At 61.3% G+C, this 22,920-nt stretch carries 26 protein-coding genes; 15 read left to right on the top strand and 11 right to left on the bottom strand.

Going from position 1 to position 22,920, the window contains the following annotated elements; all coding sequences use genetic code 11:
- Nucleotides 1-36: 36 nt before the first annotated feature.
- From QWI75_RS11445 to QWI75_RS11465, 5 genes are all read right to left on the bottom strand, one after another.
- Entirely contained in the window at nucleotides 37-1,308 is a 1,272-nt protein-coding gene (locus QWI75_RS11445; RefSeq protein ID WP_289268704.1) for a lipoprotein-releasing ABC transporter permease subunit, read from the bottom strand.
- A gap of 2 nt (nucleotides 1,309-1,310) precedes the next feature.
- Nucleotides 1,311-2,801, bottom strand: coding sequence for a lysine--tRNA ligase (gene lysS / locus QWI75_RS11450; RefSeq protein ID WP_289268705.1), 1,491 nt, complete (start codon nucleotides 2,799-2,801; stop codon nucleotides 1,311-1,313).
- A gap of 58 nt (nucleotides 2,802-2,859) precedes the next feature.
- Nucleotides 2,860-3,967 (bottom strand): peptide chain release factor 2 gene (gene prfB, locus QWI75_RS11455; RefSeq protein WP_289268706.1). Its coding sequence is split into 2 segments (ribosomal slippage): nucleotides 2,860-3,897 and nucleotides 3,899-3,967, totalling 1,107 coding nucleotides; the frame shifts between segments, so codons are not numbered across the junction.
- 36 nt (nucleotides 3,968-4,003) lie between these two features.
- Entirely contained in the window at nucleotides 4,004-5,641 is a 1,638-nt protein-coding gene (gene lnt, locus QWI75_RS11460) for an apolipoprotein N-acyltransferase (RefSeq protein ID WP_289268707.1), read from the bottom strand.
- Nucleotides 5,642-5,743: 102 nt separating this feature from the next.
- On the bottom strand, nucleotides 5,744-6,130 hold the full coding sequence (locus tag QWI75_RS11465; protein ID WP_289268708.1) for a hypothetical protein: 387 nt from the start codon (nucleotides 6,128-6,130) through the stop codon (nucleotides 5,744-5,746).
- A 133-nt stretch (nucleotides 6,131-6,263) separates the two neighbouring features.
- Between QWI75_RS11465 and QWI75_RS11470 the strand changes: the two genes are divergently transcribed.
- The 3 genes from QWI75_RS11470 to QWI75_RS11480 are packed head-to-tail and all read left to right on the top strand — an operon-like array spanning nucleotide 6,264 to nucleotide 8,563.
- Nucleotides 6,264-6,866 carry a LemA family protein gene (locus QWI75_RS11470; RefSeq protein ID WP_289268709.1) on the top strand — a complete coding sequence of 201 codons (603 nt, stop codon included), beginning with the start codon at nucleotides 6,264-6,266 and terminating at the stop codon, nucleotides 6,864-6,866.
- Nucleotides 6,867-6,895: 29 nt separating this feature from the next.
- A complete protein-coding gene (locus QWI75_RS11475) occupies nucleotides 6,896-7,882 on the top strand; it encodes a TPM domain-containing protein (protein WP_289268710.1) in 987 nt (328 codons plus the stop codon).
- Between the two features lie 18 nt (nucleotides 7,883-7,900).
- Nucleotides 7,901-8,563 carry a TPM domain-containing protein gene (locus QWI75_RS11480; protein WP_289268711.1) on the top strand — a complete coding sequence of 221 codons (663 nt, stop codon included), beginning with the start codon at nucleotides 7,901-7,903 and terminating at the stop codon, nucleotides 8,561-8,563.
- On the opposite strand, the gene QWI75_RS11485 is transcribed toward QWI75_RS11480, so the two are convergent.
- The 4 genes from QWI75_RS11485 to QWI75_RS11500 all read right to left on the bottom strand — a co-directional run bounded on the left by QWI75_RS11485 (nucleotide 8,560) and on the right by QWI75_RS11500 (nucleotide 10,070).
- The gene (locus tag QWI75_RS11485) at nucleotides 8,560-8,907 is read right to left on the bottom strand and encodes a PilZ domain-containing protein (RefSeq protein WP_289268712.1); all 348 of its coding nucleotides are present in this window, start codon (nucleotides 8,905-8,907) and stop codon (nucleotides 8,560-8,562) included. The genes QWI75_RS11480 and QWI75_RS11485 overlap by 4 nt on opposite strands.
- Nucleotides 8,904-9,344, bottom strand: coding sequence for a VanZ family protein (locus QWI75_RS11490; RefSeq protein WP_289268713.1), 441 nt, complete (start codon nucleotides 9,342-9,344; stop codon nucleotides 8,904-8,906). Before QWI75_RS11490 ends, QWI75_RS11485 begins: the two co-directional genes overlap by 4 nt.
- 216 nt (nucleotides 9,345-9,560) lie before the next feature.
- A complete protein-coding gene (locus QWI75_RS11495; RefSeq protein ID WP_289268714.1) occupies nucleotides 9,561-9,803 on the bottom strand; it encodes a hypothetical protein in 243 nt (80 codons plus the stop codon).
- 6 nt (nucleotides 9,804-9,809) lie between these two features.
- A complete protein-coding gene (locus QWI75_RS11500; RefSeq protein WP_289268715.1) occupies nucleotides 9,810-10,070 on the bottom strand; it encodes a pyridoxamine 5'-phosphate oxidase family protein in 261 nt (86 codons plus the stop codon).
- Between the two features lie 269 nt (nucleotides 10,071-10,339).
- Here QWI75_RS11500 and QWI75_RS11505 point away from each other — a divergent pair, with 269 nt between their 5' ends.
- Together QWI75_RS11505 and QWI75_RS11510 are read left to right on the top strand one after the other, a co-directional pair.
- On the top strand, nucleotides 10,340-10,855 hold the full coding sequence (locus QWI75_RS11505; RefSeq protein WP_289268716.1) for a TIGR03546 family protein: 516 nt from the start codon (nucleotides 10,340-10,342) through the stop codon (nucleotides 10,853-10,855).
- Between the two features lie 2 nt (nucleotides 10,856-10,857).
- A complete protein-coding gene (locus tag QWI75_RS11510) occupies nucleotides 10,858-12,636 on the top strand; it encodes a TIGR03545 family protein (protein WP_289268717.1) in 1,779 nt (592 codons plus the stop codon).
- Nucleotides 12,637-12,669: 33 nt separating this feature from the next.
- On the opposite strand, the gene QWI75_RS11515 is transcribed toward QWI75_RS11510, so the two are convergent.
- Entirely contained in the window at nucleotides 12,670-13,284 is a 615-nt protein-coding gene (locus QWI75_RS11515; RefSeq protein WP_289268718.1) for a hypothetical protein, read from the bottom strand.
- A gap of 301 nt (nucleotides 13,285-13,585) precedes the next feature.
- On the opposite strand from QWI75_RS11515, the gene bamE reads away from it, so the two are divergent.
- The 8 genes from bamE to QWI75_RS11555 all read left to right on the top strand — a co-directional run bounded on the left by bamE (nucleotide 13,586) and on the right by QWI75_RS11555 (nucleotide 18,671).
- Entirely contained in the window at nucleotides 13,586-13,993 is a 408-nt protein-coding gene (gene bamE / locus QWI75_RS11520; RefSeq protein ID WP_289268719.1) for an outer membrane protein assembly factor BamE domain-containing protein, read from the top strand.
- Complete coding sequence (locus QWI75_RS11525) at nucleotides 13,968-14,618, top strand: hypothetical protein (RefSeq protein WP_289268720.1); 651 nt, start codon at nucleotides 13,968-13,970, stop codon at nucleotides 14,616-14,618. The genes bamE and QWI75_RS11525 overlap by 26 nt, the downstream gene beginning before the upstream one ends.
- 21 nt (nucleotides 14,619-14,639) lie before the next feature.
- Nucleotides 14,640-15,086 (top strand): hypothetical protein, encoded by a 447-nt coding sequence (locus QWI75_RS11530; protein ID WP_289268721.1) that lies wholly within the window; start codon nucleotides 14,640-14,642, stop codon nucleotides 15,084-15,086.
- 58 nt (nucleotides 15,087-15,144) lie between these two features.
- Nucleotides 15,145-15,708, top strand: coding sequence for a hypothetical protein (locus QWI75_RS11535; RefSeq protein WP_289268722.1), 564 nt, complete (start codon nucleotides 15,145-15,147; stop codon nucleotides 15,706-15,708).
- 367 nt (nucleotides 15,709-16,075) lie between these two features.
- Entirely contained in the window at nucleotides 16,076-16,312 is a 237-nt protein-coding gene (locus tag QWI75_RS11540) for a hypothetical protein (RefSeq protein WP_289268723.1), read from the top strand.
- On the top strand, nucleotides 16,309-16,479 hold the full coding sequence (locus QWI75_RS11545) for a hypothetical protein (protein WP_289268724.1): 171 nt from the start codon (nucleotides 16,309-16,311) through the stop codon (nucleotides 16,477-16,479). The genes QWI75_RS11540 and QWI75_RS11545 overlap by 4 nt, the downstream gene beginning before the upstream one ends.
- A gap of 52 nt (nucleotides 16,480-16,531) precedes the next feature.
- Nucleotides 16,532-16,708, top strand: coding sequence for a hypothetical protein (locus tag QWI75_RS11550; protein ID WP_289268725.1), 177 nt, complete (start codon nucleotides 16,532-16,534; stop codon nucleotides 16,706-16,708).
- 370 nt (nucleotides 16,709-17,078) lie between these two features.
- Complete coding sequence (locus QWI75_RS11555; RefSeq protein ID WP_289268726.1) at nucleotides 17,079-18,671, top strand: PAS domain S-box protein; 1,593 nt, start codon at nucleotides 17,079-17,081, stop codon at nucleotides 18,669-18,671.
- Between the two features lie 136 nt (nucleotides 18,672-18,807).
- Here QWI75_RS11555 and QWI75_RS11560 read toward each other — a convergent pair whose 3' ends face one another.
- Nucleotides 18,808-19,116 (bottom strand): GYD domain-containing protein, encoded by a 309-nt coding sequence (locus QWI75_RS11560; RefSeq protein WP_289268727.1) that lies wholly within the window; start codon nucleotides 19,114-19,116, stop codon nucleotides 18,808-18,810.
- A 525-nt stretch (nucleotides 19,117-19,641) separates the two neighbouring features.
- Between QWI75_RS11560 and QWI75_RS11565 the strand changes: the two genes are divergently transcribed.
- Both QWI75_RS11565 and QWI75_RS11570 read left to right on the top strand, forming a co-directional pair.
- Nucleotides 19,642-21,786 carry a DNA topoisomerase VI subunit B gene (locus QWI75_RS11565; protein ID WP_289268728.1) on the top strand — a complete coding sequence of 715 codons (2,145 nt, stop codon included), beginning with the start codon at nucleotides 19,642-19,644 and terminating at the stop codon, nucleotides 21,784-21,786.
- Nucleotides 21,787-21,793: 7 nt separating this feature from the next.
- A complete protein-coding gene (locus QWI75_RS11570) occupies nucleotides 21,794-22,900 on the top strand; it encodes a DNA topoisomerase IV subunit A (protein ID WP_289268729.1) in 1,107 nt (368 codons plus the stop codon).
- The last annotated feature ends 20 nt before the right edge of the window (nucleotides 22,901-22,920 follow it).

Raw genomic sequence — 22,920 nt, forward strand, 5'->3', positions numbered from 1 at the left:
CCTGTACGATTCACGAGCGAGGCTTGACGCATGACGTTATTCGTACCGCAGCGCCGAGGCCGGTTCGAGCTTGGAAGCCTGCCAGGATGGGTAGAGCGTGGCGGCCAAGCTGATCGAGAGCACGGTGGCGGACACGAGAACCACGTCCACGGCCTGCACGTGCACCGGAATGTGAGAGATATAGTACACCGTCGGATCGAAGGTCCAGTAATGCTCGATCAGCCACAGAAACGCGTACCCGAGCGGGATGCCGATCACCGTGCCGGTCAAGCCGATGATCAGCCCGTTCAACATGAAGATGCGCATGATGGCCTTGCGTGTCGCGCCCATCGCCTTCAGGATGGCGATCTCTCGCTGCTTCTCGGTCACGATCATGGTCAGCGTGCTGACGATGTTGAAGGAGGCGACGATCGTGATCAAGACGAGCAGCAGGAACATCATGGTCTTTTCCAGCTTCAACGCCGAGAACAGGTTGCGGTTGAGCTGCATCCAATCCCTGGCCGAAAACGGGAACCCCAGCGCGTGTTCGATGTCCTTGGCGATGTCGCCGGCTTGAAAGATGTCTTCGACCTTGACCTCGATCCCCGTGACGGTTTGCCCCATGTTGAAAAACTTCTGCGCCTCGTCGATCGAGATGTAGGCCAGCGACGAGTCGTACTCATACATGCCTGATTCAAAAATGCCGACGACGGCGAAGGTGCGGATTTTGGGAGTGATGCTGACTGCGCTGACCGGCCCGACCGGAGAGACGACGTTGATGGCGTCGCCGACGAAGGCTCCCAGCCGAAACGACAATTCCTTGCCCAAAATGATGCCAGGCCTCAGCGCCTTCTCCGTTTGATTGTCGGTCCCGGTCGGGACGGTGACGGGCACGGGCTTCAGCAGATCATCCAGCCGCCCCATTTTCATGTTCTTTGCCAACTCCGTGACCCTGGCTTCCCGCTCTGGGTCGACGCCTCGCAGGATGATCCCTTGCACCCCGGCCTGGCTGCTGAGCAAGACCTGTTTGTAGACGAAGGGGGTTGCGGAGACGACGCGGGGCACCTGCTCCACCTGCTGCACCTGCGCCGCATAGCCTTCGATCCCGTCCTTGGTGCGGTCCTGCACGATGATATGGGAGGTGGTGCCGATGATCTTGGCCTGCACGTCCTCCTTGAACCCTGTCATGATGCCGAGCGTGCCGATCAGGGCGGCAACGCCGAGCGTGATGCCGGTGACCGATACGAAGGTATTGAGCGAGATCGTCCGTTGGCGACGCTTGGCGCGCAAATACCGGAGCCCGATATAGACTTCGTAAGGGAGCTGCACGGCTATTTCTCCGGCTTCTCGGGCCGCAGTTGCGGAAACAGAATCACGTCTCGGATAGAGGCCTGATTCGTGAGCAGCATGACCAGGCGGTCAATCCCGATCCCTTCGCCGGCGGTCGGCGGCATGGCATACTCCAGCGCGCGGAGAAAGTCCTCGTCGAGATAGTGGGCCTCCTCGTCGCCGGCGTCCCGCTGAGCCGTTTGCTGCTCGAATCGTTGGCGCTGATCGAGCGGATCATTCAATTCGGAGAAGGCGTTCGCGATCTCCCGGCCGGCGATGTAGAGTTCGAACCGGTCGGTCAGCGACGGATCGTGGTCCTTGCGCCGGGCCAGCGGCGACAGCTCGATCGGATAGTCGGTGATGAAGGTCGGCTGAATCAGCTTCGGCTCCACGGTCTCTTCGAAGATCTCATTGACAATGAAGGGGAGGGTGGCCTTGGGATCGACGGAGAGGCCCAAGCGTTGCGCCGTGTCCCTCGCCGTCTGCTCGGTGGCGATGGACTCCGGTGGGAGATGGTTGACCTCCAGGACCGCCTGGTGATAGGACCAGCGGCGCCAGGGTCCGGCCAGGTTGATCTTATGCCCTTGGTATTCGATCTCGGTGGTTCCCAGCACCTCGGAGGCCAGGTAGGCGAAGAGTTCTTCGGTGAGAAGGATCAGATCCTGGTAGTCGGCATAGGCCACGTAGAATTCCAGCATCGTGAATTCAGGATTGTGGATCGTGGAGATGCCTTCATTCCGGAAATTACGGTTGATCTCGAACACGCGCGGAAAGCCGCCGACGATGAGCCGCTTCAGGTACAGTTCCGGCGCGATCCGCAGATAGAGATCCACGCCGAGCGCATTGTGGTGGGTGACGAAGGGACGGGCGGCCGCCCCGCCGGGGATCGGCTGCATCATCGGGGTTTCGACTTCGAGAAAGCCTTTGCCGACCAGGAAGTTGCGGATCGCGCCGATGATCCGGCTCCGCGTGACGAAAATCGCATGGACGTCCGGGTTCGCGATCAGGTCGACGTAGCGCTGGCGGTAGCGGGTTTCCACGTCGGTGAGGCCGTGCCACTTCTCGGGGAGCGGACGCAGGGCTTTGCTGAGAAACGTGAGCTGCCTGACCTCGACCGTGAATTCGTTGGTCTTGGTGCGGAACAACACACCCTCCACGCCGATCCAGTCGCCCAAATCCAACTCCTCGGAGATTCGCGAGCCCTGTTCTCCCAACAGATCCTTCTTGAGATAGACCTGCAACCGGTCCGCCCCGTCCTGCAGCACGGCGAACGCCGCCTTGCCGAAGCGCCGCAGCCCGACGATGCGGCCAGCGAGTGTACAGGCGACCTGTTCCTGTTCGAGCTGTTCCTTCGGCTTGGAACCGTGCTGCCTGATGAGCACACCGGCTCGGTCCTTCCAGGCGAATTTGGTGCCGTAGGGCGCCACGCCCAGTGCGCGGAGCCGGTCCAGTTTCTTGATGCGTTGCTGTCGCTGATCGTTCAGTTCGTCCATGTGCGGTACGGCTCCGATGGCCCGTCCGTCCTGCCAGCGGGCGGCGACGGAGGCGGGCTTATTTGTTGGCCGTGATCTGTTTTGTCAGATACCCTTCGATAAAGGCATCCAGCTCCCCGTCCATCACCGCTTGAATGTTTCCTGATTCTACGCCGGTGCGGTGGTCCTTCACCATTTGGTAGGGCTGGAACACGTAGGAACGGATCTGGCTGCCCCAGGCGATGTCCTTTTTCTCCCCGACGATGGCGTTGAACTCCGCTTCCTTCTTTTGCTGCTCCAGCTCGAACAGGCGCGCTTTCAAAATTTTCATGGCGCCCATCCGGTTTTGCAATTGTGACCGTTCGTTCTGACATTGCACCACGAGGCCAGTCGGCAGGTGCGTGATGCGGATGGCGGTCTCGACCTTGTTGACGTTTTGCCCGCCGGCTCCGCCGGCCCGGAACGTGTCGATGCGGAGGTCCTTGTCATCGATGACGACTTCCACGTCATCCTCCAGCTCCGGATACACGAACACGGAGGCGAAGGACGTGTGCCGGCGCTTGTTCGAGTCGAACGGGGAGATCCGCACCAGCCGATGCACGCCCGCTTCCGCCTTGAGGTAGCCATAGGCATAGGGGCCGGTGATCGAAACCGTCGCGCTCTTGATGCCGGCTTCGTCGCCGGCCTGGAGGTCCAGCGTCTCCACCTTGTAGCCCTTGTGCTCGGCCCAGCGCGCGTACATGCGGAGCAGCATCTGCGCCCAGTCCTGAGATTCGGTCCCTCCGGCGCCTGGATGGATGGCGAGGATCGCGTTGCTGTCGTCGCGCTCGCCCGAGAGCAACAGTTCGATCCGGAGCTGATCGATAGCCTGTTCGAACTTAACGACCTCCGCGGCCAGTTCGCGCTCGATGTCGGCGTCGCCGGATTCTTCGGCCAGCTCCAGCATGGCCTGGAGGTCCCCATGCTTCTGCTCCAACGCTTCCCACTGACGCAGCTCCCGTTCGAGGGAAGCTTTCTTCCGGCTGACGCGGGCCGCTGTGCGGGTGTCTTTCCAGAAATCGGCCTGTTCGGTTTGACGTTCGAGGTCTTGAAGGTCGGCGGTCAGTTTCGGGAGGTCAAAGATGCCCTCGTAGCTCCGCTACCTGTTCGGCAATGCGCTTCACGCGCCCGCGGCTTTCTTCCAACATGCTGGGTCCTTTGTTATGTGGGTGTAGGCGGCAGCCTCACCAGCCGCGACGGGCGGCCGGTGATTGAGGCCGGCTCATCAAGAGGCACAGTCCGGCGATTATAACACAGGCATAGGCAAAGAGATCACCATGTTCTGTATAGAAGGTCTTGGCGCGGACCAGAGGAAGGCTGCCGGTCAGAGTCTGCTCGGTGAAGATGGGACTGGCCTGGAGCACCCGCCCGTAGGGATCGATGAAGCCCGACACGCCCGTGTTGGCGGCGCGGGCAAAGGCGCGCCGGTTCTCCACCGCCCGGAACACGACCATGTCGAAGTGCTGGTAGGGCGCGGCCGAATGGCCGAACCAGGCGTCGTTGGTGATGGTCACCATGAAATCCGCTCCTTGCTGGGCGAATTGCCGGACCAATTCGGGAAAGATGACCTCGTAACAGATCACGACGCCGAAGGCGCCCTTCTCCATCGGAACCGGACGGCCCGGTACCTCGCTGGGGCGCGGGATCCGCTGAGGCACGGCGAGCACCGTCGGGTCGGCGCCCGCCTCGAAATCCCCGATGCCTTCCACCAACTTGTCGAGGAAAAAGAGCAGCGAATGGTGAAAGGGAATGTATTCGCCGAACGGCACGAGATGTTGCTTGTCGTAGCGCCCGACGATGTTGCCGACCGGCGACAACAGGTAGGCGCTGTTCAAGAGGTACGGGCGTCCGTCCGGATAGCGGCGCACCGCCGGGCTCCCGAAGAGCAGCGGGGTATCGAGTTGCTGAATCAGGCCGCTCACGGCTTTTTGATAGCCCCCTTCCATTTCATAGACGAACGGAGTGGCGGCCTCCGGCCAGACGATCAGGTCCACGTCCCGGCCGGCCGCGCGGGTCAGGCGCACATAGCGATCCATCGTTTCTTGGCGGAAGCGCTCGTCCCATTTTTGTCCTTGATCGATGTTGGCCTGCACAAGCCCGATCGTGACGAGGCGAGGATCGCCGACCGGTGCTTGCTCGGATGCGATCGGCGCGATGGGATCAGCAAGCCGTTGCGCTCCATAGGTCCATGCGCCGACCAGGGCGAATGCCGCCATCACCGGCGCGACCCAGGCGGACCGTCCCAATAGTTGGCGGCCTCGCTTGGAAAAGAGACGCAGAACGGTCAACAGGCCGACGTTGCCGAGCACGATGAGCCCCGATACTCCGTAGACTCCGGTGAGGTCGGCAATTTGAATGATCGGCAGCCAGGTCGTTTGCGAATAGGCCAGGAGCGCCCAGGGGATGCCGGTGAGAAAATAGGTACGTACCAGCTCCAGCAGGACCCACAGCGACGGCGCCGCCAGCCACATCAGGCCAGGATGGCCTTGGGCGACGCGGGCGACGCCCCATCCGTAGAAGGCGACATAGAGGCCGAGGTAGAGGGCGAACAGGAGCAACACCCCATAGCTGGGCAGGAGCGGCACCTTGCCGTAGATATGCATGGCGGTAACCACCCACACCATGATGCCGAGAAAGGCCAAGGTGCCGGCAAACCAGGACACGAAAAACGCGCGCTTGGGCTTGGCCCGCTCCACGGCCAGGTGGAGGGGAATCAGCGCGACCCACGCGAGCTGAAACAGATGCTGGTCAGGGAAACAGAAGGGGAGAAGGAGTCCGCTCGCGCCGGCAAGCAGGACCTGAAGCGCGAGACGTTCGGTCATCGCGCGGAGAATAGCGAAAAGGTGCGCGACGATGCAAGCGAGGAAGCGAGCAGGTCTGCGGCGGGCCGTTTCTGGCAGCGGCGGGGCGGAGCTTGCTGCCGGCTAGCGGGAAGCGGCGGTGAGCAGTTGCTTCACCTGTGAATGGGCAAGGACCACATCGGGGGCTCGCTGCAGGGCTTCGTAATAGCTGCGTGCGAAACCGTCGCCCTCCACGGAGGGGCGGAGCAGGACCTTGATCTCGGCTAACAGGAGATCGATGTCGATGATCGCGTCCTGTTCCTTGCCGTCCAGCATCTCATCGATCCGGACGACCAATTGGGAGAGCGGATGGAGCCAGGTAAACCAGCCGTCGTGCAGGACGAGTTGGAGGAGCTGACCGGTCGAATCGACCCGGCCGTGGATGCGCTCGTAGGTGACGCGCTCCGCTTCGATGAGCGCCTTGTGTAATTCCAGCAGGGCGCGGCGCAGCGCGCCGATCTTGCGCCGCATCTGATCCTGGAAATGAGGAGCCTGAGAGCCATGGGACACCGCCATACAACAATTGTAGCACTGTCATGGCATAATGGTGACACCCACATTGCCACAAACACAAGGTGTGGAACCACCATCAAGGAGGGCGTCGATGAGAGGGAGATCGTCAACCGGTATCTTGGCCGTCGCGCTGGCAATGTTGCTCAGCCTGGTCATGGGATGCGGCTATAACGACCTGCAGGGGTTGGATGAAGAAACGAAGGCGGCTTGGAGCGAGGTGGTGAACCAATATCAGCGTCGGGCGGACCTGATTCCCAACTTGGTGGCGACGGTCAAGGGGTATGCCGCGCACGAAAAGGAGACGCTGGAAAGCGTGGTCTCGGCGCGCGCCAAGGCGACCAGCATTCAGGTTTCCCCACAGACCTTAAGTGATCCAGCCGCCTTCGAACAGTTCCAACAGGCACAAGCCGGCGTCTCGTCGGCCTTGGGCCGGTTGATTGCGATTGCAGAAAATTATCCGAACCTGAAGGCCGATCAGAATTTCCGTGATCTGCAGGCGCAGCTTGAAGGCACGGAGAATCGAATTGCCGTGGCCCGCAAACGTTATATCGACAAGGTCGCCGAGTACAACAAGGGCGTGCGGTTCTTTCCCACCAATTTGACGGCGAAGTATCTCCTTCATCTGGACGAGCGGCCCAACTTCACGGTTGCCGATGAACAGGCCGTCGCCAAGCCGCCGGAGGTGAAATTCTAACTCCGCGCCTCGTTGCCCACGAGAACCCTGTGATTCCTCTGGCGCACCAACAGGGGCTTCCGGCGCCGGTTCCGATACAGGTCTTCGCCGGCCGCCTGGCTTCCGTCCTGCTTGTGGCTTCGCTCCTATGGGGATCGATGGGATCGGCGGTCCTCTACGCCTTCGCGTTGGACGTTCCTCCCCTGACCGGTCGCATCGTTGATCGTGCCGCGCTTCTGCCGCCGCAGACCGCCGCCAACCTGACCGCCTTACTCAAGGCTCACGAAGAGGCGACGGGCAATCAGGTGGCCGTACTCATTCTCCCGTCGCTTGAGGGAGAGCCGTTGGAGCCTTATGCCCATCGGGTGATCACGACCTGGAAGCTGGGACAAAAGGGCACGGACAATGGCGCCCTGCTCCTCGTGGCGATCAAGGACCGCAAGGTTCGCATCGAGGTCGGGTATGGGCTGGAAGGGACGCTGACCGACATCCGATCCGCGCAAATCATTCGGAACGAGATCGTGCCTCGTTTCCAAGCGGGCGATCTTCCCGGCGGGATCACCGCCGGGGTGGAGGCGATTCTTCAGACGATCGAGGGAACCTATCGGGCGGCGGACCATCTTCGACGGCCGGCGTCATCCGGCGAGATGCCTGCGGTTCTTGAATACGTCCTGCTCGGCGTCCTCGTGGGGACCTTGGCCGGGCTCATCCTGAGTCAGGGGCGGCAGCAGATGCGGGCCTTCTTCGGCAGCCTCCTGGCCTTTTTAATCGCACAGGCCGCAAGCCTATTGGCCGGGTTGGGAGCTGCCGTGGTCACATCGCTGCTGATCGCGCTGATCCTGAGCGGAGCTGGTATCGGGGGCGGAGGCCGTCGGAGACTTCGACGGGATTCAGACCTCCGCTGGTTTCCCGGCGGAATCGAGAGCGGCTGGCCCGGAGGAGCGAGCGGCGGATTCGGCGGTGGATTTGGAGGGGGCGACAGTTTTTCCGGCGGCGGAGGCGATGCTGGCGGCGGAGGCGCCTCCGGGAGTTGGTAACAGAGTGGATCGTTGACTATGAGAACCGAGCGCATGCTCATGTTTACCGATGCCGATCGTGAACGCATCAAACAGGCGGTCGAGCAGGCGGAGGCAGGCACCTCCGGCGAGATCGTACCGATGGTCGTGGCCGCCTCTGCCCGCTATCGCGAGGCCGGTTTTCGGACCGGGCTGATCCTGGCCTGGCTGACGCTCGCGATTTTGCTGACCGTGGAGATCTCCTGGCTGCCTTGGGGCTGGCACGCGGGCAACGCGGGCTTGCTGTTGCTGGGCGTGATCCTCGCCTATGGGATCGGCGAATGGCTGGGCCGTTTTCCCTCGGTTATCCGCCTGGTCGTGTCGGGAGACCGAATGGCGCAGAAAGTCCGGCTGCGCGCCGAGCAGCTTTTCTATCAGCAGAGTCTGCATCACACCAGGGCGGGCACCGGCATCCTGATTTTGGTCTCGCTGTTGGAACGGCACGTGCAGGTGCTGGCCGACCGCGGGATCAACGAACGGGTGCCCTCCGGCACCTGGGACAACCTCGTGCGGGGGATTATCGACGGCATCCATCACGGGCGTGCCACAGACGCCATCTGCGAGGCCATCGTGCGCTGCGGAGCCTTCCTGGCCGAAGTGGCGCCGTCCCGACCGGGCGACAATCCCAACGAACTGCCGGATCAACTGCGCGAAGAACATTAGGCTTCTGTGAAGCTGGCCCAGAGACTCGGGACTTGGGAGGCCACCAGACGAGCGAGACGCATGGTCGTATCCAGCGGCAGATCGGTCAATTCAACGCCGAACCTTGTGCCCCTGCACCATCGAACCGTCGCACCCCGTACCCAGATCGAATCGTGGGGATCAGGCGGGATGACCAGGACGGAGAGTCTCATGCCGGGCCGGACCGGCTCGGTCCCTTCGACACAGCCTCCTGTTCGGGAGAGGTTGCCCGTCCTGCCGCTCGCGTGGAATCGCTCGTTGGAATAGTACACCGCGCAGCGGAGGTTGGTGCGCTTGCCCGTGCGCTGGAAAAAATGAGAAGTCATCGCGCGCTCCTATCAAGATAAAGAGCAGAGGGTCTGAACCGTGAAGTAGAAGTCGTCGGTCCAACGGCGCGCCACGTGACAGCCCTCAGGGACAACCGCGCCGCAGCCATGGTGATGCCCAGGCCGTCGAACAAGAGATCTTCGCTCGAAGGCTCTCGGCCGGGCGCCGAGATCTGGGCCAGCTCCGTCCCCAGCCCGAACAACATCGAAAAGGAGGCCCCGACCATCACCGCTGCCGCGGTGGGCCAACCACGGACTTGAAAGGAATGGATAACCAACCAAGCGAGGCCCCCGTACAGCGGGACATGAGACCACCCTCGAAGCTCATCCGGCACAATCGTGATGCCGGAGCCGATCAGCCCGACGCCGGGCGAGGCGACGGCCAACAGCGTCAACAATCCCATATAACTCGCCGCCGTTATCGCCAGTCGCAACATCAGGGATTCGAGGAAGTCATCAATTCGATGGGCGTCCGCTGAAAAGCTGCGTCAGGGTATCGAAATTGACCGCTTGCCAACCATCGGGCATTGGTAGGTGAGTCCCTGCTTTGGAGGGACGACGATCAACGGCGCAGAGCGGAAAGGAGAAGAGGCGGAAGCATCGGACCTGCGAAAGAGCAAAACGAGCGCGTGGAGCGAAACAGGGAACGACGGTCAGCCTGGCTTGCGGTCCGGCACCTGGTGCACCCACTGACCCGGGGCTCGGTCGTCAGCGAGATAGGCCTGGCCGAAGCCAAGAATCAGATGGGCCTCGCGCAGGCGGAGTTCCCAGAGGTGAAAGTCGCCCAGCCCGAACAGCATTGCCGACTGGGGAAAGCGATCGAGATAGCACTGTTTGATCCGCTCATGCTCCGGCCGCTGGTCGGACAACAGCGCGGCGTCCCCTTGCAGGTTCATGCGTTTCTACGCCAGAGGATTTTTCCCCGGCTGATCCGGCTCCGACAGAAAGAGCCCCACACGGGGATCGTCGCGCAGATGGCGGCTGTGCAGCGCCAGGTCGCTCAGGTGAAGATAGGCTCTGGTCCAGTCGTCGCCGAAGATGTACGGCGCGTGCGAACCAAAGGGCCTGCCTTGACGCAGCGTCAACAACACGGCGGTCCGGATCTGTTGCGCCAGGTTCCTCCATTCGCTCTGGATCTGTTCGATCGGTAAGGAGGAAGGCATCGACAGGCCGCAAGCTCCTCGGGAAAGAATGGCTGGGCTCGGTGACGGCATTCTAGCGGCGGGAACGGAATTAATCCAAGCCGCCGCTTTCATGCATGGATGAACGGGGGAACCGATCGAATCAAGCCTGCTGGACAATCGGCATGGATGGGGAAATGAAAGGAGAAAGACAGGAAGTGGACATTCGCTTTCCACTCCTTCTGAGAGAGGGTAATCTGATGTGAATTCGGTCGGCATAGAGCGGGAACCGATCCTTCACGAACATTCCCATGCTCAAGACAATTGCGAAGTTCCTCAAGATTCTTAACTCCGATGCAGCGCCGGGCCAGATCAGCCTGGGGTTTGCCTTTGCCATGGTTGCGGGCTTCACGCCCCTGATGAGCCTGCATAATCTGATCGTGTTGTTTCTTGTGCTCGTGCTCCGGGTGAACCTGGCATCCTTCCTGTTGGGTCTGGCCCTATTTTCGACGCTGGCCTTTGCCCTTGATCCGCTCTTCCATCGCCTGGGACTTGCTCTCCTCACGGCGCCGGCGCTCGAAGCTCTCTGGACCACGCTCTATAACTCGACCCTCTGGCGGCTGGAACGGTTCAACAATTCCATCGTGATGGGGAGCCTCACGGTTTCGCTGGCCTTGTTCGCACCGGTTGTCGTGATGGGGAATCTGCTCGTGCGGCAATATCGCGATCATGTGATGCAATGGGTCCTGAGATCCCGTCTCATGCAGGCCTTTCAGGCCAGCAAGCTCTACGGCTATTACCAATCCGTGTCCGGCTGGGGGGGCTGAGCGTGGGCAGGTGGATCAGGTGGCAGGGTGTAGTCGCCTTTGTGGTGGTGGCCGGCCTTGTTGCCGCCGTGTGGTTCCTGCTGGTGGACCGGGCGGTGGAGCGGCTCATCGAACAGGCCGGCACGGCCGCCGTCGGTGCCAAGGTCGAATTGGACCAGGCCGACATTACGCTCATTCCACTGGGGGTCACGCTCTCGCGCCTCCAGGTCACCAATCCTGACGAGCCGATGACCAATGCCGTCGAGATCGCGCGGATCGCCGGCTCGCTCGATGGGCTCAATCTGCTGCGCCGCAAGGTGATCATCGAAGAAGTGGCCCTGGACGGAGTACGGTTTCACACGCAACGCACCACATCCGGGGCCCTTACCGAGCAGCCGAAGCAGCCGGACGGTATCCCATCCAAGACCGGCGAGTTGTTTGCCCTGCCGGACATCCGGTTGCATGACCCCAAGGATATCCTCGCGAAGGAACTGGATGGGTTGAAGTCCCTGAGTCTGGCGGATCAGCTCCGCGCGGAAGTCGAAACCGAGAAGGAGAAATGGAAACAACGGATCGCCGAATTGCCGGACAGGGCCAAGCTTGACGAGTACAAGAAACGGATCGAAGGCTTGAAGTCCTCGGGGAAAGGCGGACTGGGCGAGATCTTGGGCGGTGTCGCAGAAGTCCAAAAGATCCAGGAGGAGCTGAAACGCGATCTGGATCGGCTCACTGGCGCCAAGAAGGATCTCGAACAGACGGTGGCGTCGCTCAAGCAACGAGCCGGCGACATTGCCAAGACCCCGCAGGAAGATGTGAAGCGTCTGATGGAGCGATACTCTCTCTCCGGCCAGGGTCTGGCCAATCTCACCCGTGCCTTGTTCGCCGGGCCACTGGCCGGTTATGTCGAGACGGCCCTTCGGTGGCATCAGCGGTTGGAGCCCCTGCTTTCGCGATCGACTGAAGGCAAGGCAGAGGCGATCGAGGTGGAGGTGGTGAAGCCGCTCCGTGGAAAGGGCGTGGATGTTCGGTTCAAGGAGCGGGCGCCGCTCCCGGATTTTTTGGTCCGAACCGCTCGCGCGTCCGTGGAAGTTCCCGCCGGGATGATCAGGGGAACGGTCAAGAACATTACACCCGATCAACCGATTCTCGGATCGCCGATGACCTTCTCCTTTGCGGGGGAGCAGCTTAAGGGGCTGGAATCCGTGACGCTCGACGGGACCGTCAATCGGGTGAACCGGGCCAAGCCCAAGGATACGGCACAGGTGAAGGTGGCGGCCTATCGGCTCGAGCATCTGGGGCTGGGCGGTGAGGGCGCGCCGGTGACGTTGAAGCAGGGCCTGGCCGATCTTGATGTGAAGGCCTCCCTTGAAGGCCGTAGGATCGATGCGACGGTCGGTTCGCGGGTTCGGTCCGTGCAAATGGCTGTGGGAGGAAAACTGGGCGCCGGGCCAGTCGGGGAGGCGATCGCCGGAGCGCTTGCGGATATCCAAACCTTTCGGGTCAACGCCGAGATCGCTGGAGTCCGGGAACAGTATGAGGTCCGGCTCGATTCTGACCTCGATCAGGTCTTGAAGGATGCGGTCGGCCGACAGGCCAAGGCTCAGATCGCCAAGCTCGAAGGACAACTACGGGTGGCTATTGATGAGAAGGTCGAGGCGAAGCTGAGCGACGTGCGGAGAAACCTTGGCGGCTTCGATCCGATCCTTCAGGACTTGGTCGGTCGCCTCAATCTGGGGAAGGACATCCTGAAGTTGGGCACGGGTGGGATCGGAGGCAAGTCAGGCCTTCACCTGCCGTTCTAGCTCTTGGACCGGAAGACCCCGGTCATCCTCGACCTATCGCTGAGCGGACAGGCTCAGATCCGATGAAACGGCAGTTTGCGGGAACAACCGATCATCCTGCTTCCATAGTTCCGCGAGAATGGCGTGGGTGATCTTGGCGCCTTCGTCGCCCCACCGGTCCTGCCACCTGTGCCCGTATCGATAATAACGAGGAACGACGGTCCAGCCCTCTCCGGTCCAGAGAATGCGTCCGCTCTCGGCATCGACTCCCCTGAGATGGACGCGGCCCTCTTCCTGCTTCACGAACACGACCTGTTGCGCATTCATCAAACGCCCGACTCGAAGAATCGTGTCCTCGGCTCCATGTGTCAATGAGAATTGTTGAACATGCAACAGGCGTTCGATCTCGGCCCGCTCCGTCACGATCATCTCCTTGGCCAACAGTTCAAAGATGGCCGCCTGCGCGGCATCCGAGGCGGCTCCTCGATGAGGATTCGCCACATCCCAGACAATGACCCTTGTGCCCTTGTCCGGAATCTGCTGGGCCACCACCTTGACGACCGTGGAGGGAGGGGGCGAGGCGGGCGCAGTAGACAGACATCCGCTGAGGATGGAACTGAGGGCGATCATGCTTGGAAGCCCGAGTGCCTGTACGTAGGTGCGGGTCATGTGCAACCTCCCTGAATCGTGCCCTGGAACTCGCGTATGCCGAGGGTGAGAGGCGGTCCCGTGAAACCGTTGCTAGAGCATAGGGTGGTCCGGCCGGGATCGGAAAGAGCACAGAAGAAGGGGGAATGCCCGAAAAGTCTGGGTACGGCGGCGTCCGATTGTGGAACAACGGTGATGGCAACGGACCAGGTGGGCGGCCTTGGAGGAAGGGGCCTGGAAGTCTTGTTGATTTCAAGAACGAAACAGCGTATTTCCTCTCTGGCCGCAGCAGGACGGAGGGAACGCGCCCAGAAAGGAAGGCATGATGAAATCGAGCAAGATCGTGCTGGGATGGTGTCTGTCGGTCGGGCTATTCGGAGGGTTGGCAGGCTGCGGATCGGACCGGGCTGAAATCAAGGAAGACCGGTTAACCGTCGGGAAGGTCCAGGGGGAGATCAAGGTCGGCATGTCCGCCGCGCAGGTTGCGGAGCTGCTGGGTTCACCGAACATCGTGACAACCGACGATAAACGCCGCGAAGTCTGGATTTACGACAAGGTCTCCACGGACCGCGTCGATACCCGCAGTTCCTCCTTCGCCAGCCTGATCATCCTGGGGACCAGTTCTCAGGACAGCTCCAGCTCACAACGCCAACGCACGCTCACCATCATCATCAAGTACGACGAAGACAAGCAGGTCCGGGACTTTGCCTACAACGCCACGCAGTTCTAGTCCTGCCCGCAACCGTCCGGCGCGCCGGAGCCGGGTCCCTGCCAGGCGGGCGGATCGGGGTTGGGGGCTTCCGGCTTCGCTCGGCTTGCTGCTGATCATGGCCGCCGGCTGCGTTCCCGAGACGCAGCCGCCGGACCTCTTTGCCCTGTCGCCGGAGATCCCCAGAAACCGCGCGATGCAAACCCGGTTCTTCGAAACGTCCAACGAACAGGAATTGCTCTCGGCCTCGGCCGCCGTGCTCCAGGACCTCGGGTTTCAAGTGGAGGAAAGCGTCCGGGAAGTCGGGTTTCTTCGTGCGACGAAGGAGCGGAGCGCCCGCGAGTATGGGCAGGACATCCAGCGAGCGCTGTTCTTGCTGTTGTCGCTGGGGCATCTGCACATGCCGGTCGATCTGCACCAGAAGATCGCCGCCTCCTTGATCACGAGGCCCCTGAATAGCGAGGCGACCAGACAGGAAGTGCGCATCATGTTTTATCGTGTCGTGTGGAAGGGCGACGGGCAGGCCGACCGGCAATACATTCCTCCCGGCGAGCAATATATGGAGATGATCCGGGATCCGGAGATCTATCAGCAGTTTTTCGCCAAACTGTCCAAGGCCGTCTTCCTCGAACCCTTTGCCATATAGCAACCGAACTCAAGAGACCGCATGAGCCGCAATCGCGTCGTCCGAGCCGCAGTGATTCTCGTGGGAAGCCTCCTATTGTACGGGTGCGAAACACCGCAACCCAAGCCGGAGCTGTTGGCCCCGACCGAGGCGCAGATGAAAATCCGGAGCCTCCAGTCTCGGTCGTTTGAGACGAAGGACCGGAACCTCGCCATTCGCGGGGTGATCGCCGCGCTACAGGATTTGGGCTTCATCATCGAGCGCGCTAACGAACCGCTGGGGTTGGTAACGGCGGCGCGCTTTGCCGAGCCGAACTATTACGATGTCGTGAGCGTGACCGTCACGGTGCGACAGGATGGGGCGGAGCGTATGATGATCCGGGCCAACGCCATCTACAACAACCGGCCGATCGAAGATCCCAAGGTCTATCAGAATTTCTTTGCGTCGCTGGAACGGTCGTTATTCCTCGGCCGGGAAGAGCGGAAATAACGCGAGCGAACCGGCGATGGCGGTCCAACCGACGGAACGGGCGACGAGATCATGCCAGATGGCCCGAGGCCTGATCGCCGCGCAGATCCTTCTTGCGGCGCTGCTGGCCCAAGGCTGTTCGCCCTACGAATGGCGGCACGAGAACCAGTGGAATTCGCGCGAGCAGATCTGGCTGTCGGAAGCGAGCCAGGTCAAGGTACGGGCCGCGCAAACCCGTGTATTCGAGACGACGGACCGCACCAAGCTGTTGCAAGCGATCGTGGCCACCATGCAGGACCTGGATTTCAAGGTCGAGGTCTTGGACGAAGTGCTGGGCGTCGTCTCGGGCAAGAAATACGTCGAACTCGAACGGTCCCAAATCGGGCCGGACCCGTCCTACCTGCTCTACCGTCCTGATACGCTGCTGTTTCTGACCAGAAACTACCGTACCTGGGGGCCCTTCTGGCACCGCAGCGATCTTGTGCGGCTCACCGTCACGGTACGCGCGCGGGACCAATCCCAACTCGTGGTGCGGGCCAGCGCTCAGTTCTATCTCCGGGCCGTTGAAACCCCCGAACCCTACCAACAGTTCTTCCGGACTCTGGGGCAATCGCTCTTCGTTCAGGGACAGATGCTGCGGTAGCCCTGTCCGGTTCCGCTGTTCCACACCCATCCGATCAGCCCCGTTGTCCCGTTACGTGAAAGTAGGTATGCTGGAGCCCGGATTCATGATGATCACCGAAGCCGACACCTGTGGCAGGGATGTTTTCCCGAGACTCGTTCATGCCTGCCGGTCTATCGCGTCTGAGGGAAGGTGAAGGAAGGACGAATCAAATTCAGAGCCACCAGAGGAAAACAGTGGCATCCCGAGTGATGCCGGAGTCAGGCTGGTGTTTCCCGGAAGGTAATGTAACGGTTCTAGACCGCTCGTTCGGCGTTAGGATGCCAGTGTGCCAAAGCGGCTTCGCTCACCTGCTATCTCCGTTTCGCGATCGGACTATACTTTTCTGATGGCGCGTCGTTCGGAATCGTCCGAATTGTCCTTCGTTGATTCCCTGAAGAGTGACGTCCGCCGGGAATTCTATGAGGACCACAAACCCATTGCGATCGTGATGATCCTGATCGTCTTCTTGCTCCCGTTCGTCGGGCTTTCGATCATGGGATTGTTGGGAGTCGCCCTGGCGGTGATGGTGTCAGCCTTGGCCTACTGTCTGACGCCCTATGTCTGGCTCAAGTTGTGGGCGTGACGAGAAAGGGACTCACGGTGCAAGCTGGGTATCGCTTGATAGTGGTGGACAAGGACGGCGCGCTGGTCTCGGAGTTCCAACTGACCGAACAGGACCTGGCAGACCCGGCGGCCTTCGTCGCATCGCTCAAGCAGTCGATTGAAGCCATCGAGGAGGAAGAGCCGTGATCCGGGGACACGCGAAGGGTTTCTACGTCGAGAAAATTGAGAGGATCAGACCATGAAGAATGTCGAGATGGCCGTGGAAGGGACGATGCTGACGATCAAGGTGGATTTGTCGAAGGAGTTTGGTCCGTCGGCCTCCGGGAAGACTATCATTATTGCGTCGACCGAGGGGAACGTGACGATTCCGAACCGACAGGAGAAAGTCGGGCTGAACGTCTATCGGAAAAAGTGACTGTGCGCGCCGGTCACGGCGGCGATGGGTCTCCGGTCTTCGCCGAGTGAAGTCAACACGATTCGGACGATCCTGGTGAACCGCGGCAGGATGATCTACGCAGTCTCTCCGTCATACCACAGGGCTGGTAACCTCAGCCGCATTCGCCGGCTCTCGGCCGGACTTGAAACGGTCCAGTCCCAGAGGCCACGGCCTTTTCTTCGGGCCAGACCTTGTCGTAGACTATACGACATCTCCCCCTCTTCTCCTGATGAGGTACTCGCAGTGGTGATGCCTGTCGCGGTGTTTGCCTCTGCCCCTCCTGCCGAACCGGCCGCCGAATGGCATGCGCGCATCTTGGCCGCGGCCATGTTCCGGAGCACCTAAGATCATGCCCCACCCGTCGTCGGTGCAGTCGCCTTCCGTCTTGATCGTTGACGATGATGTCGATATCGCGTTGGTCTTGCACGACCTGCTCGCCCACGTCGGCTATCAGGTGGAGGTGGCGCACACGGGCGCCGAGGCCGTAGCCAAAGCTCGATCCAGGAATTTCGATGTGGTCGTGCTGGATATCATGCTTCCGGATATGGACGGGCTCGTCGTGCTGCCTCTGCTTCGAGGCATCGATCCCACCCTGCCGGTCATCATGGTGACCGCGGTGGCCGACGTCTCGACCAAACACGGAGCGTTGAGCGAAGGGGCTTTCGGGTACTTGGCGAAGCCCTACGACACGGAAGAATTGAAAGCCCTCGTTCGGCGGGCCGTCAGCGTCAAGCATCTCTCCGGTGAGGCCGCCGCGGCGAAACAGGCGCTCACGGCCAGCGAGGAGCGGTTTCGAGAGGTCGTGGAGACCGCGCCTGACGCCATTGTCTTGGCCGATGCGGAGGGCCGGATTCTGTCCTGGAACGCCGCGGCCGAGTCGCTCTTCGGCTATCCGGCAGCCGCCGTCATCGGCCAACCGCTCACCATGATCATGCCGGCGCGCTATCGTGACGATCATCTGCGTGCCTTGGAGCATGTTCGGGTGACCGGCGAGCTGCGGTACAAGGGGACGGCGATCAAGATGCGTGGGCTGCGGAAGGACGGCCGGGAATTTCCCATTGAACTCTCATTGAGCAGTTGGACGTCTCACGACCAGCGCTTTTTCTGCGGCATTCTTCGGGATGTGACCGCCCGTGAGGCGGCGGAGGCAGATCTCCGCCGCCAACAAATTGAGCAGCAGGCGCTTTTGGATTTGATCCCCGCGATGGTCTGGTACAAGGACGCGCATAACCGGATTCTGCGGGCCAACCGCCGCGCGGCCGAATCCATCAACAAAACGGTGGCCGAGATCGAAGGCCAATCCACCTACGACCTCTACCCGGACGAAGCGGAGAAGTATCACCAGGATGATCTGGAGGTGATCGTTTCGGGCAAACCGAAGCTCGGGATCGTTGAGTTATACCGAACGGGATCGGGGGAAAAGCGCTGGGTGCAGACCGACAAGGTCCCCTATCGCGATGCCGACGGAACGGTGCTCGGTGTCCTGGTCTTTGCCCAGGACATTACGGATCGGAAACGGTCGGAAGCGGCCCTGCAAGCCAGCGAGGAATGCCTCAGAATTCTTGCGGAGTCTTCGCCGGGCGGGATCGCGCTGGTCAATCGGGAGGGACAGATCGTGTTCGCCAACGCCGCTCTGGCCGAGCTGTTCGGCTACGACGAGCGGGAACTGCTCGGCCAGTCCGTCGACCTGCTCGTTCCCGAGCGGGTCCGAGCCGAGCACGCCGAGCACCGGCGGGCGTTTTTCGCCCATCCCGGCGAGCGTCGGATGGGCCGCGACCGTGTGCTGATGGGATTGCGAAAAGATGGCACCGAGTTTCCCGTCGAGATCGGCTTAGCTCCCTTGGCCACGGCCGAGGGATTCCAGGTTGCCGCCTCAATCGTCCGCATCATTCCGCGGGCCGGAAACCAGAGTGGATGTGGGGACGGCTCCATGCCGCCGTGATTGTGACCGCTCCGGTCCCTGTTCGCTGCCGGCCCGCTCGCCGAAGATAGGCGCCGGACAACACCCGCAAAAGACCAGACAGGAATCCAGCCCCCTTCCTGTAGCGGGCCTCGAACACCGGTCTGTCGCGGGCTCGTTACTTAAGCTTGCCGATCGTTTCCTGCAAGAGCTTCTTCCAGTCGTCGCGGTTGACCGCCGGCATCGTCTTGATCTGGATATGGCCGAGCGACGCGTTAAGCACCGCCGCCTTCATGGCGGTCTTGTTGTCAGGGAAGTCCCAGATGGCGACCACGTCATACTCGCCGAGACAATAATAGGCCTGGACCAGTTTGCCGCCGAGCGCCTGCGCATTTTTCTTGACCATCTCGGCCCGCTCGACGCCCTTGTCCTTCATGGATTGGAGCCCGTGCTGCGTGAACTTCACGAGACTGACGTAGGTCGGCATGGCGCACCTCCTTGGCGAGTGAGGAGCAACGGCATGGTGATGTAAGTCCGGAAACATCTTAGGCCGTTTAAGAAAATGTCACAAGTGGGGAGAGAGTCGAAACGGGAGGAAGAACGGCTCAACCGCGACCATGTACACCGGGCTCCAGACGATCGGCGCCGATCGTCGACGAAGGTTGCCTGCTCGGTATGACGACTCTCTTGACTCGCGCGCGCGAGGGGCATATCGTACCCGCGTGGGAGGAGTTAACGCCCCGAGGGAATATGGATCACCAGGGGGTCGAGCGCTGAGGACGGTGTGCAAGCCCAGCTTCGACTGGGAAGCCTAATGTCTCACCAAGATCTCCGCCGTACCTACAAGCTCTCGGTAGGTGCGTCCTCCTCCCACCTTAACCGCATCGCTGCATCTGGTGTGTGACGCTGGTTGTACCATCCTTCGTGTCCACCGTGACCAATCGGAGAGCGTCCCACTGACCCGCTCAGGAAGCGGAAGGGACGCAATCTGTCCGAACCCATGAGAGGTTAAATGGCCAAGAGCAAGCCGCCCGCATCACCCTCCGCCTCCGCATCGATATCCACATCTCCGATTGCCCCAACCGCTGCCAAGAAGTCCGCGCCAGCCGCGAGCCGAACGGCCCAGGCCGTGACGGCGGTGGAGATGGGATCGCGGCAGCGCGAGATTTCCGTTTCCGAGTTCTTTACGAAGAATCGGCACCTGCTGGGATTTGACAACCCGCGCAAGGCCTTGCTGACCTGCGTGAAGGAAGCCGTCGATAATGCGCTGGACGCCTGCGAGGAAGCGGGGATTCTTCCCGACGTGCTGGTGAAGATCGAAGTGGCCTCGCACGGGGAACCGCCGCCGCCGGCCAGCCAAGCCACTCGGTTTCGGATCACCGTCGCTGACAATGGGCCGGGCATCGTCCGCGAGCAGATCCCAAAAATTTTCGCCAAGCTGCTCTACGGCTCGAAGTTCCACCGCCTGCGCATGAGCCGGGGCCAGCAGGGCATCGGCATCTCCGCGGCCGGCATGTACGGACAATTGACCACCGGGAAGCCGGTCAAGATCATCTCCCGCACCAGCCCTCGTTCGACCGCGCATTATTTCGAAGTGCAGATCGACACCAAGAAGAACGAGCCGCTGATTCTGGAGAAAAAGCAGATTGACTGGGACCAGCCCCGCGGCACGCAGGTCACGTTGGAGGTCGAAGGCCGCTACCAAAAGGGACGGGCGTCGGTCGATGAATATGTGGAGCAGACGATCATCGCCAACCCACACGTGAAGCTCACATATCTGACGCCGGAAGGGGAGTCGAAAACCTATCCCCGGACGTATCACGAATTGCCGCCCTCGCCCCGCGAGATCAAGCCGCATCCCTACGGCATCGAGTTCGGGATGATGCTGAAGATGCTCCACGACACCAAAAGCCATTCGGTGGCCGGCTTTCTCGCGAGCGATTTCTGCCGGGTGTCGCCCGCGCTGGCCGAGGAGATCTGCAAGACGGCGAAGGTCTCGCCCGACGCCAAGCCCCGGTCCATTCACGGCCATGCGGCGGAAATTCTGTACAAGACGATTCAGACGACCAAGATCATGGCGCCGCCGACCAACTGCCTCTCGCCTATCGGCGAGAAGGCGATTCTGTCTGGCCTGTATAAGCAGATCAAGGGCGAGTTCTATACGGCGGTCAGCCGGCCGCCGGCCGTGTACCGGGGCAATCCCTTCATCATCGAAGCGGGCTTGGCCTATGGGCGGGGACCGGAAGAAGCAGCCAAGGCCCAGAAGGCCGTCGAGCAGCCGCGCGCGGAAGGGGAGCATCAGGACGAGGACCAGGAACTGGCCCGGGTGATCCGGTACGCCAACCGCGTGCCATTGCTCTATCAACAGTCGGCCTGCGCCACCTTCAAGGCAGTGCTCGACACGACCTGGCGCAACTACGGCATCCCTCAGTCCCGCGGGGCGCTCCCAGCCGGGCCGATGGTGATCTTCGTCCACATGGCCTCAGTGTGGGTCCCGTTTACCAGCGAATCCAAAGAGGCGATCGCCGATTACGACGAGATCAGGAAGGAAATCACGCTGGCCCTGCGCGAATGCGGCCGGCGGCTCGGCTTGTTCATGCGGCGCCGGGATCGGGCCGAGAGCGAATTCCGGCGGCGCAACATCTTCGAACTCTATATCGAGGAAGTCGTCGAAGCCTGTAACCGGCTCAAAGGCGGGAAGCTGCCCAAGGAGAAACTCAAAGCTCAGCTCCAGAAGATCGCCACGTCTCGCACCGGTGGAACCAAGACCGATGAGGTCCTCGGTAAGACCGGCGCCGGACCAGAAGGGTTGCCCCACTCGATCGTCGTGACGGCGGAAGGGGTGGAAGGGGAACTCTCCGTGGTGGACGAAGCGGCTGCGGCGACGGAACCGGCCCCATCAGGCTCCCCTGGCCCATCTACCGAGGTCGGCCCAGATGAAGAGGAAGCTGCGACGGAAGTGTCGCAGCCAAAGACAAGCCGGAAGGGTGCAAACCCCGTCCCGGGTAGGGACAAGAAGGCCGCAAAGCTGAAGGGCAAGGCAGCGCAATTGCCTCTCTTCTCCGGCGACGGACAGACCGGCAAACGGACTAGCCTCGCAACCGGCAAATCCGGCAAGACTCGCGGAGCCAATCGGTCTCCGCGCAAAGGGAAGTAGGAATCGCATGGCACCAACGAAGCAAAAGAAGAACGAAGTGGTGGAGAAGAAACTTGTCGGCCTGGCCGATGTGGTCATCGCCGCCGCGGATCGGTCCAAGGACCCGACGTTTGCGATTCCGATCCGCGCGCTTTCGAACGTCTCGTTCAACGAACGGAAGGGCTTGATCGAGATGGGCCACAAGAAACAGGCTCGCTCGTTTTTCAACGTCGGCATGGCCAAGAAGTTCATGCAGACCATGCTGGTGGCCGACGCGCTGTCCGAGCTCCAACGGGCGGACCTGACAACCTCGCTCAGAGAGATCTATTATCGGACCAAGCACACGATCAAGAACTCGCACGAGAACACGTTCGACACCCAGGATGAATCGGACCCGATCATCGAGGACCTGGAAGTGTCGCTTACGGCCCTGCGCGAAGAGCTGCACGTGCGCGCGGAGAACGGCGGCAGCGTCGTCGGACCGCTGGTGCTGGGGGACGACGGAGACCGGGTGGATTGCGCGAAGCTCGGGAAGGGCGGCTATTCCGTGCCCTCGATCGTCGAGCCGGAGTATTTGGAGATCCGGCGTTGCACCGCCGACTTCGTGCTGCTGGTCGAAAAGGGCACCCAATGGAACCGGCTCTCGGAGGACAAGTTTTGGCGGCGGTATAACTGCGTGCTGCTGACCGGCAACGGGCAGCCCCCGCGCGGCGTCCGCCGGTTGGCCCGGCGGCTCCACGAAGAGCACCGGCTGCCAGTCTATGTGCTCGTGGATAACGATCCTTGGGGTTACTATATCTACTCGGTGATCAAACAGGGTTCGATCAATCTGGCCTTCGAAAGCCAGCGCATGGCGATCCCGAAGGCCAAGTTCATCGGCCTCTCCAGCGCCGATCCGGAACGGTATGAGCTGCCGCGGAATGTCGGCATCAAGCTCAACGACAAGGACACGACCAGGGCGCGCGAACTGATGAACTACCCCTGGTTCCAGAAACCGGCCTGGCAACAGGAAATCAAGCGGATGCTTACGAGCGGGCTCAAATACGAGCTGGATGCGCTGGCCAACAAGGACTTTCAATACCTGACGAAGAAATATCTTCCCAGAAAGCTCAAGGAGAAGGATTGGCTAGATTAGCCTGACTCGGCATCGATGCA

The organism is Nitrospira tepida (assembly GCF_947241125.1).
GTDB classification, from domain to species: Bacteria; Nitrospirota; Nitrospiria; order Nitrospirales; family Nitrospiraceae; genus Nitrospira_G; species Nitrospira_G tepida.

Excerpts from the sequence above, each read along its gene's own strand:
- lysS (WP_289268705.1), bottom strand. The coding sequence starts at position 2,801 with ATGGACGAACTGAACGATCAGCGACAGCAACGCATCAAGAAACTGGAC.
- lnt (WP_289268707.1), bottom strand. The coding sequence starts at position 5,641 with ATGACCGAACGTCTCGCGCTTCAGGTCCTGCTTGCCGGCGCGAGCGGA.
- QWI75_RS11465 (WP_289268708.1), bottom strand. The coding sequence starts at position 6,130 with ATGCGGCGCAAGATCGGCGCGCTGCGCCGCGCCCTGCTGGAATTACAC.
- QWI75_RS11470 (WP_289268709.1), top strand. The coding sequence starts at position 6,264 with ATGAGAGGGAGATCGTCAACCGGTATCTTGGCCGTCGCGCTGGCAATG.
- QWI75_RS11480 (WP_289268711.1), top strand. The coding sequence starts at position 7,901 with ATGAGAACCGAGCGCATGCTCATGTTTACCGATGCCGATCGTGAACGC.
- QWI75_RS11485 (WP_289268712.1), bottom strand. The coding sequence starts at position 8,907 with ATGACTTCTCATTTTTTCCAGCGCACGGGCAAGCGCACCAACCTCCGC.
- QWI75_RS11490 (WP_289268713.1), bottom strand. The coding sequence starts at position 9,344 with ATGTTGCGACTGGCGATAACGGCGGCGAGTTATATGGGATTGTTGACG.
- QWI75_RS11495 (WP_289268714.1), bottom strand. The coding sequence starts at position 9,803 with ATGAACCTGCAAGGGGACGCCGCGCTGTTGTCCGACCAGCGGCCGGAG.
- QWI75_RS11500 (WP_289268715.1), bottom strand. The coding sequence starts at position 10,070 with ATGCCTTCCTCCTTACCGATCGAACAGATCCAGAGCGAATGGAGGAAC.
- QWI75_RS11505 (WP_289268716.1), top strand. The coding sequence starts at position 10,340 with ATGCTCAAGACAATTGCGAAGTTCCTCAAGATTCTTAACTCCGATGCA.
- QWI75_RS11515 (WP_289268718.1), bottom strand. The coding sequence starts at position 13,284 with ATGACCCGCACCTACGTACAGGCACTCGGGCTTCCAAGCATGATCGCC.
- bamE (WP_289268719.1), top strand. The coding sequence starts at position 13,586 with ATGATGAAATCGAGCAAGATCGTGCTGGGATGGTGTCTGTCGGTCGGG.
- QWI75_RS11530 (WP_289268721.1), top strand. The coding sequence starts at position 14,640 with ATGAGCCGCAATCGCGTCGTCCGAGCCGCAGTGATTCTCGTGGGAAGC.
- QWI75_RS11535 (WP_289268722.1), top strand. The coding sequence starts at position 15,145 with ATGGCCCGAGGCCTGATCGCCGCGCAGATCCTTCTTGCGGCGCTGCTG.
- QWI75_RS11540 (WP_289268723.1), top strand. The coding sequence starts at position 16,076 with ATGGCGCGTCGTTCGGAATCGTCCGAATTGTCCTTCGTTGATTCCCTG.
- QWI75_RS11550 (WP_289268725.1), top strand. The coding sequence starts at position 16,532 with ATGAAGAATGTCGAGATGGCCGTGGAAGGGACGATGCTGACGATCAAG.
- QWI75_RS11555 (WP_289268726.1), top strand. The coding sequence starts at position 17,079 with ATGCCCCACCCGTCGTCGGTGCAGTCGCCTTCCGTCTTGATCGTTGAC.
- QWI75_RS11560 (WP_289268727.1), bottom strand. The coding sequence starts at position 19,116 with ATGCCGACCTACGTCAGTCTCGTGAAGTTCACGCAGCACGGGCTCCAA.
- QWI75_RS11565 (WP_289268728.1), top strand. The coding sequence starts at position 19,642 with ATGGCCAAGAGCAAGCCGCCCGCATCACCCTCCGCCTCCGCATCGATA.
- QWI75_RS11570 (WP_289268729.1), top strand. The coding sequence starts at position 21,794 with ATGGCACCAACGAAGCAAAAGAAGAACGAAGTGGTGGAGAAGAAACTT.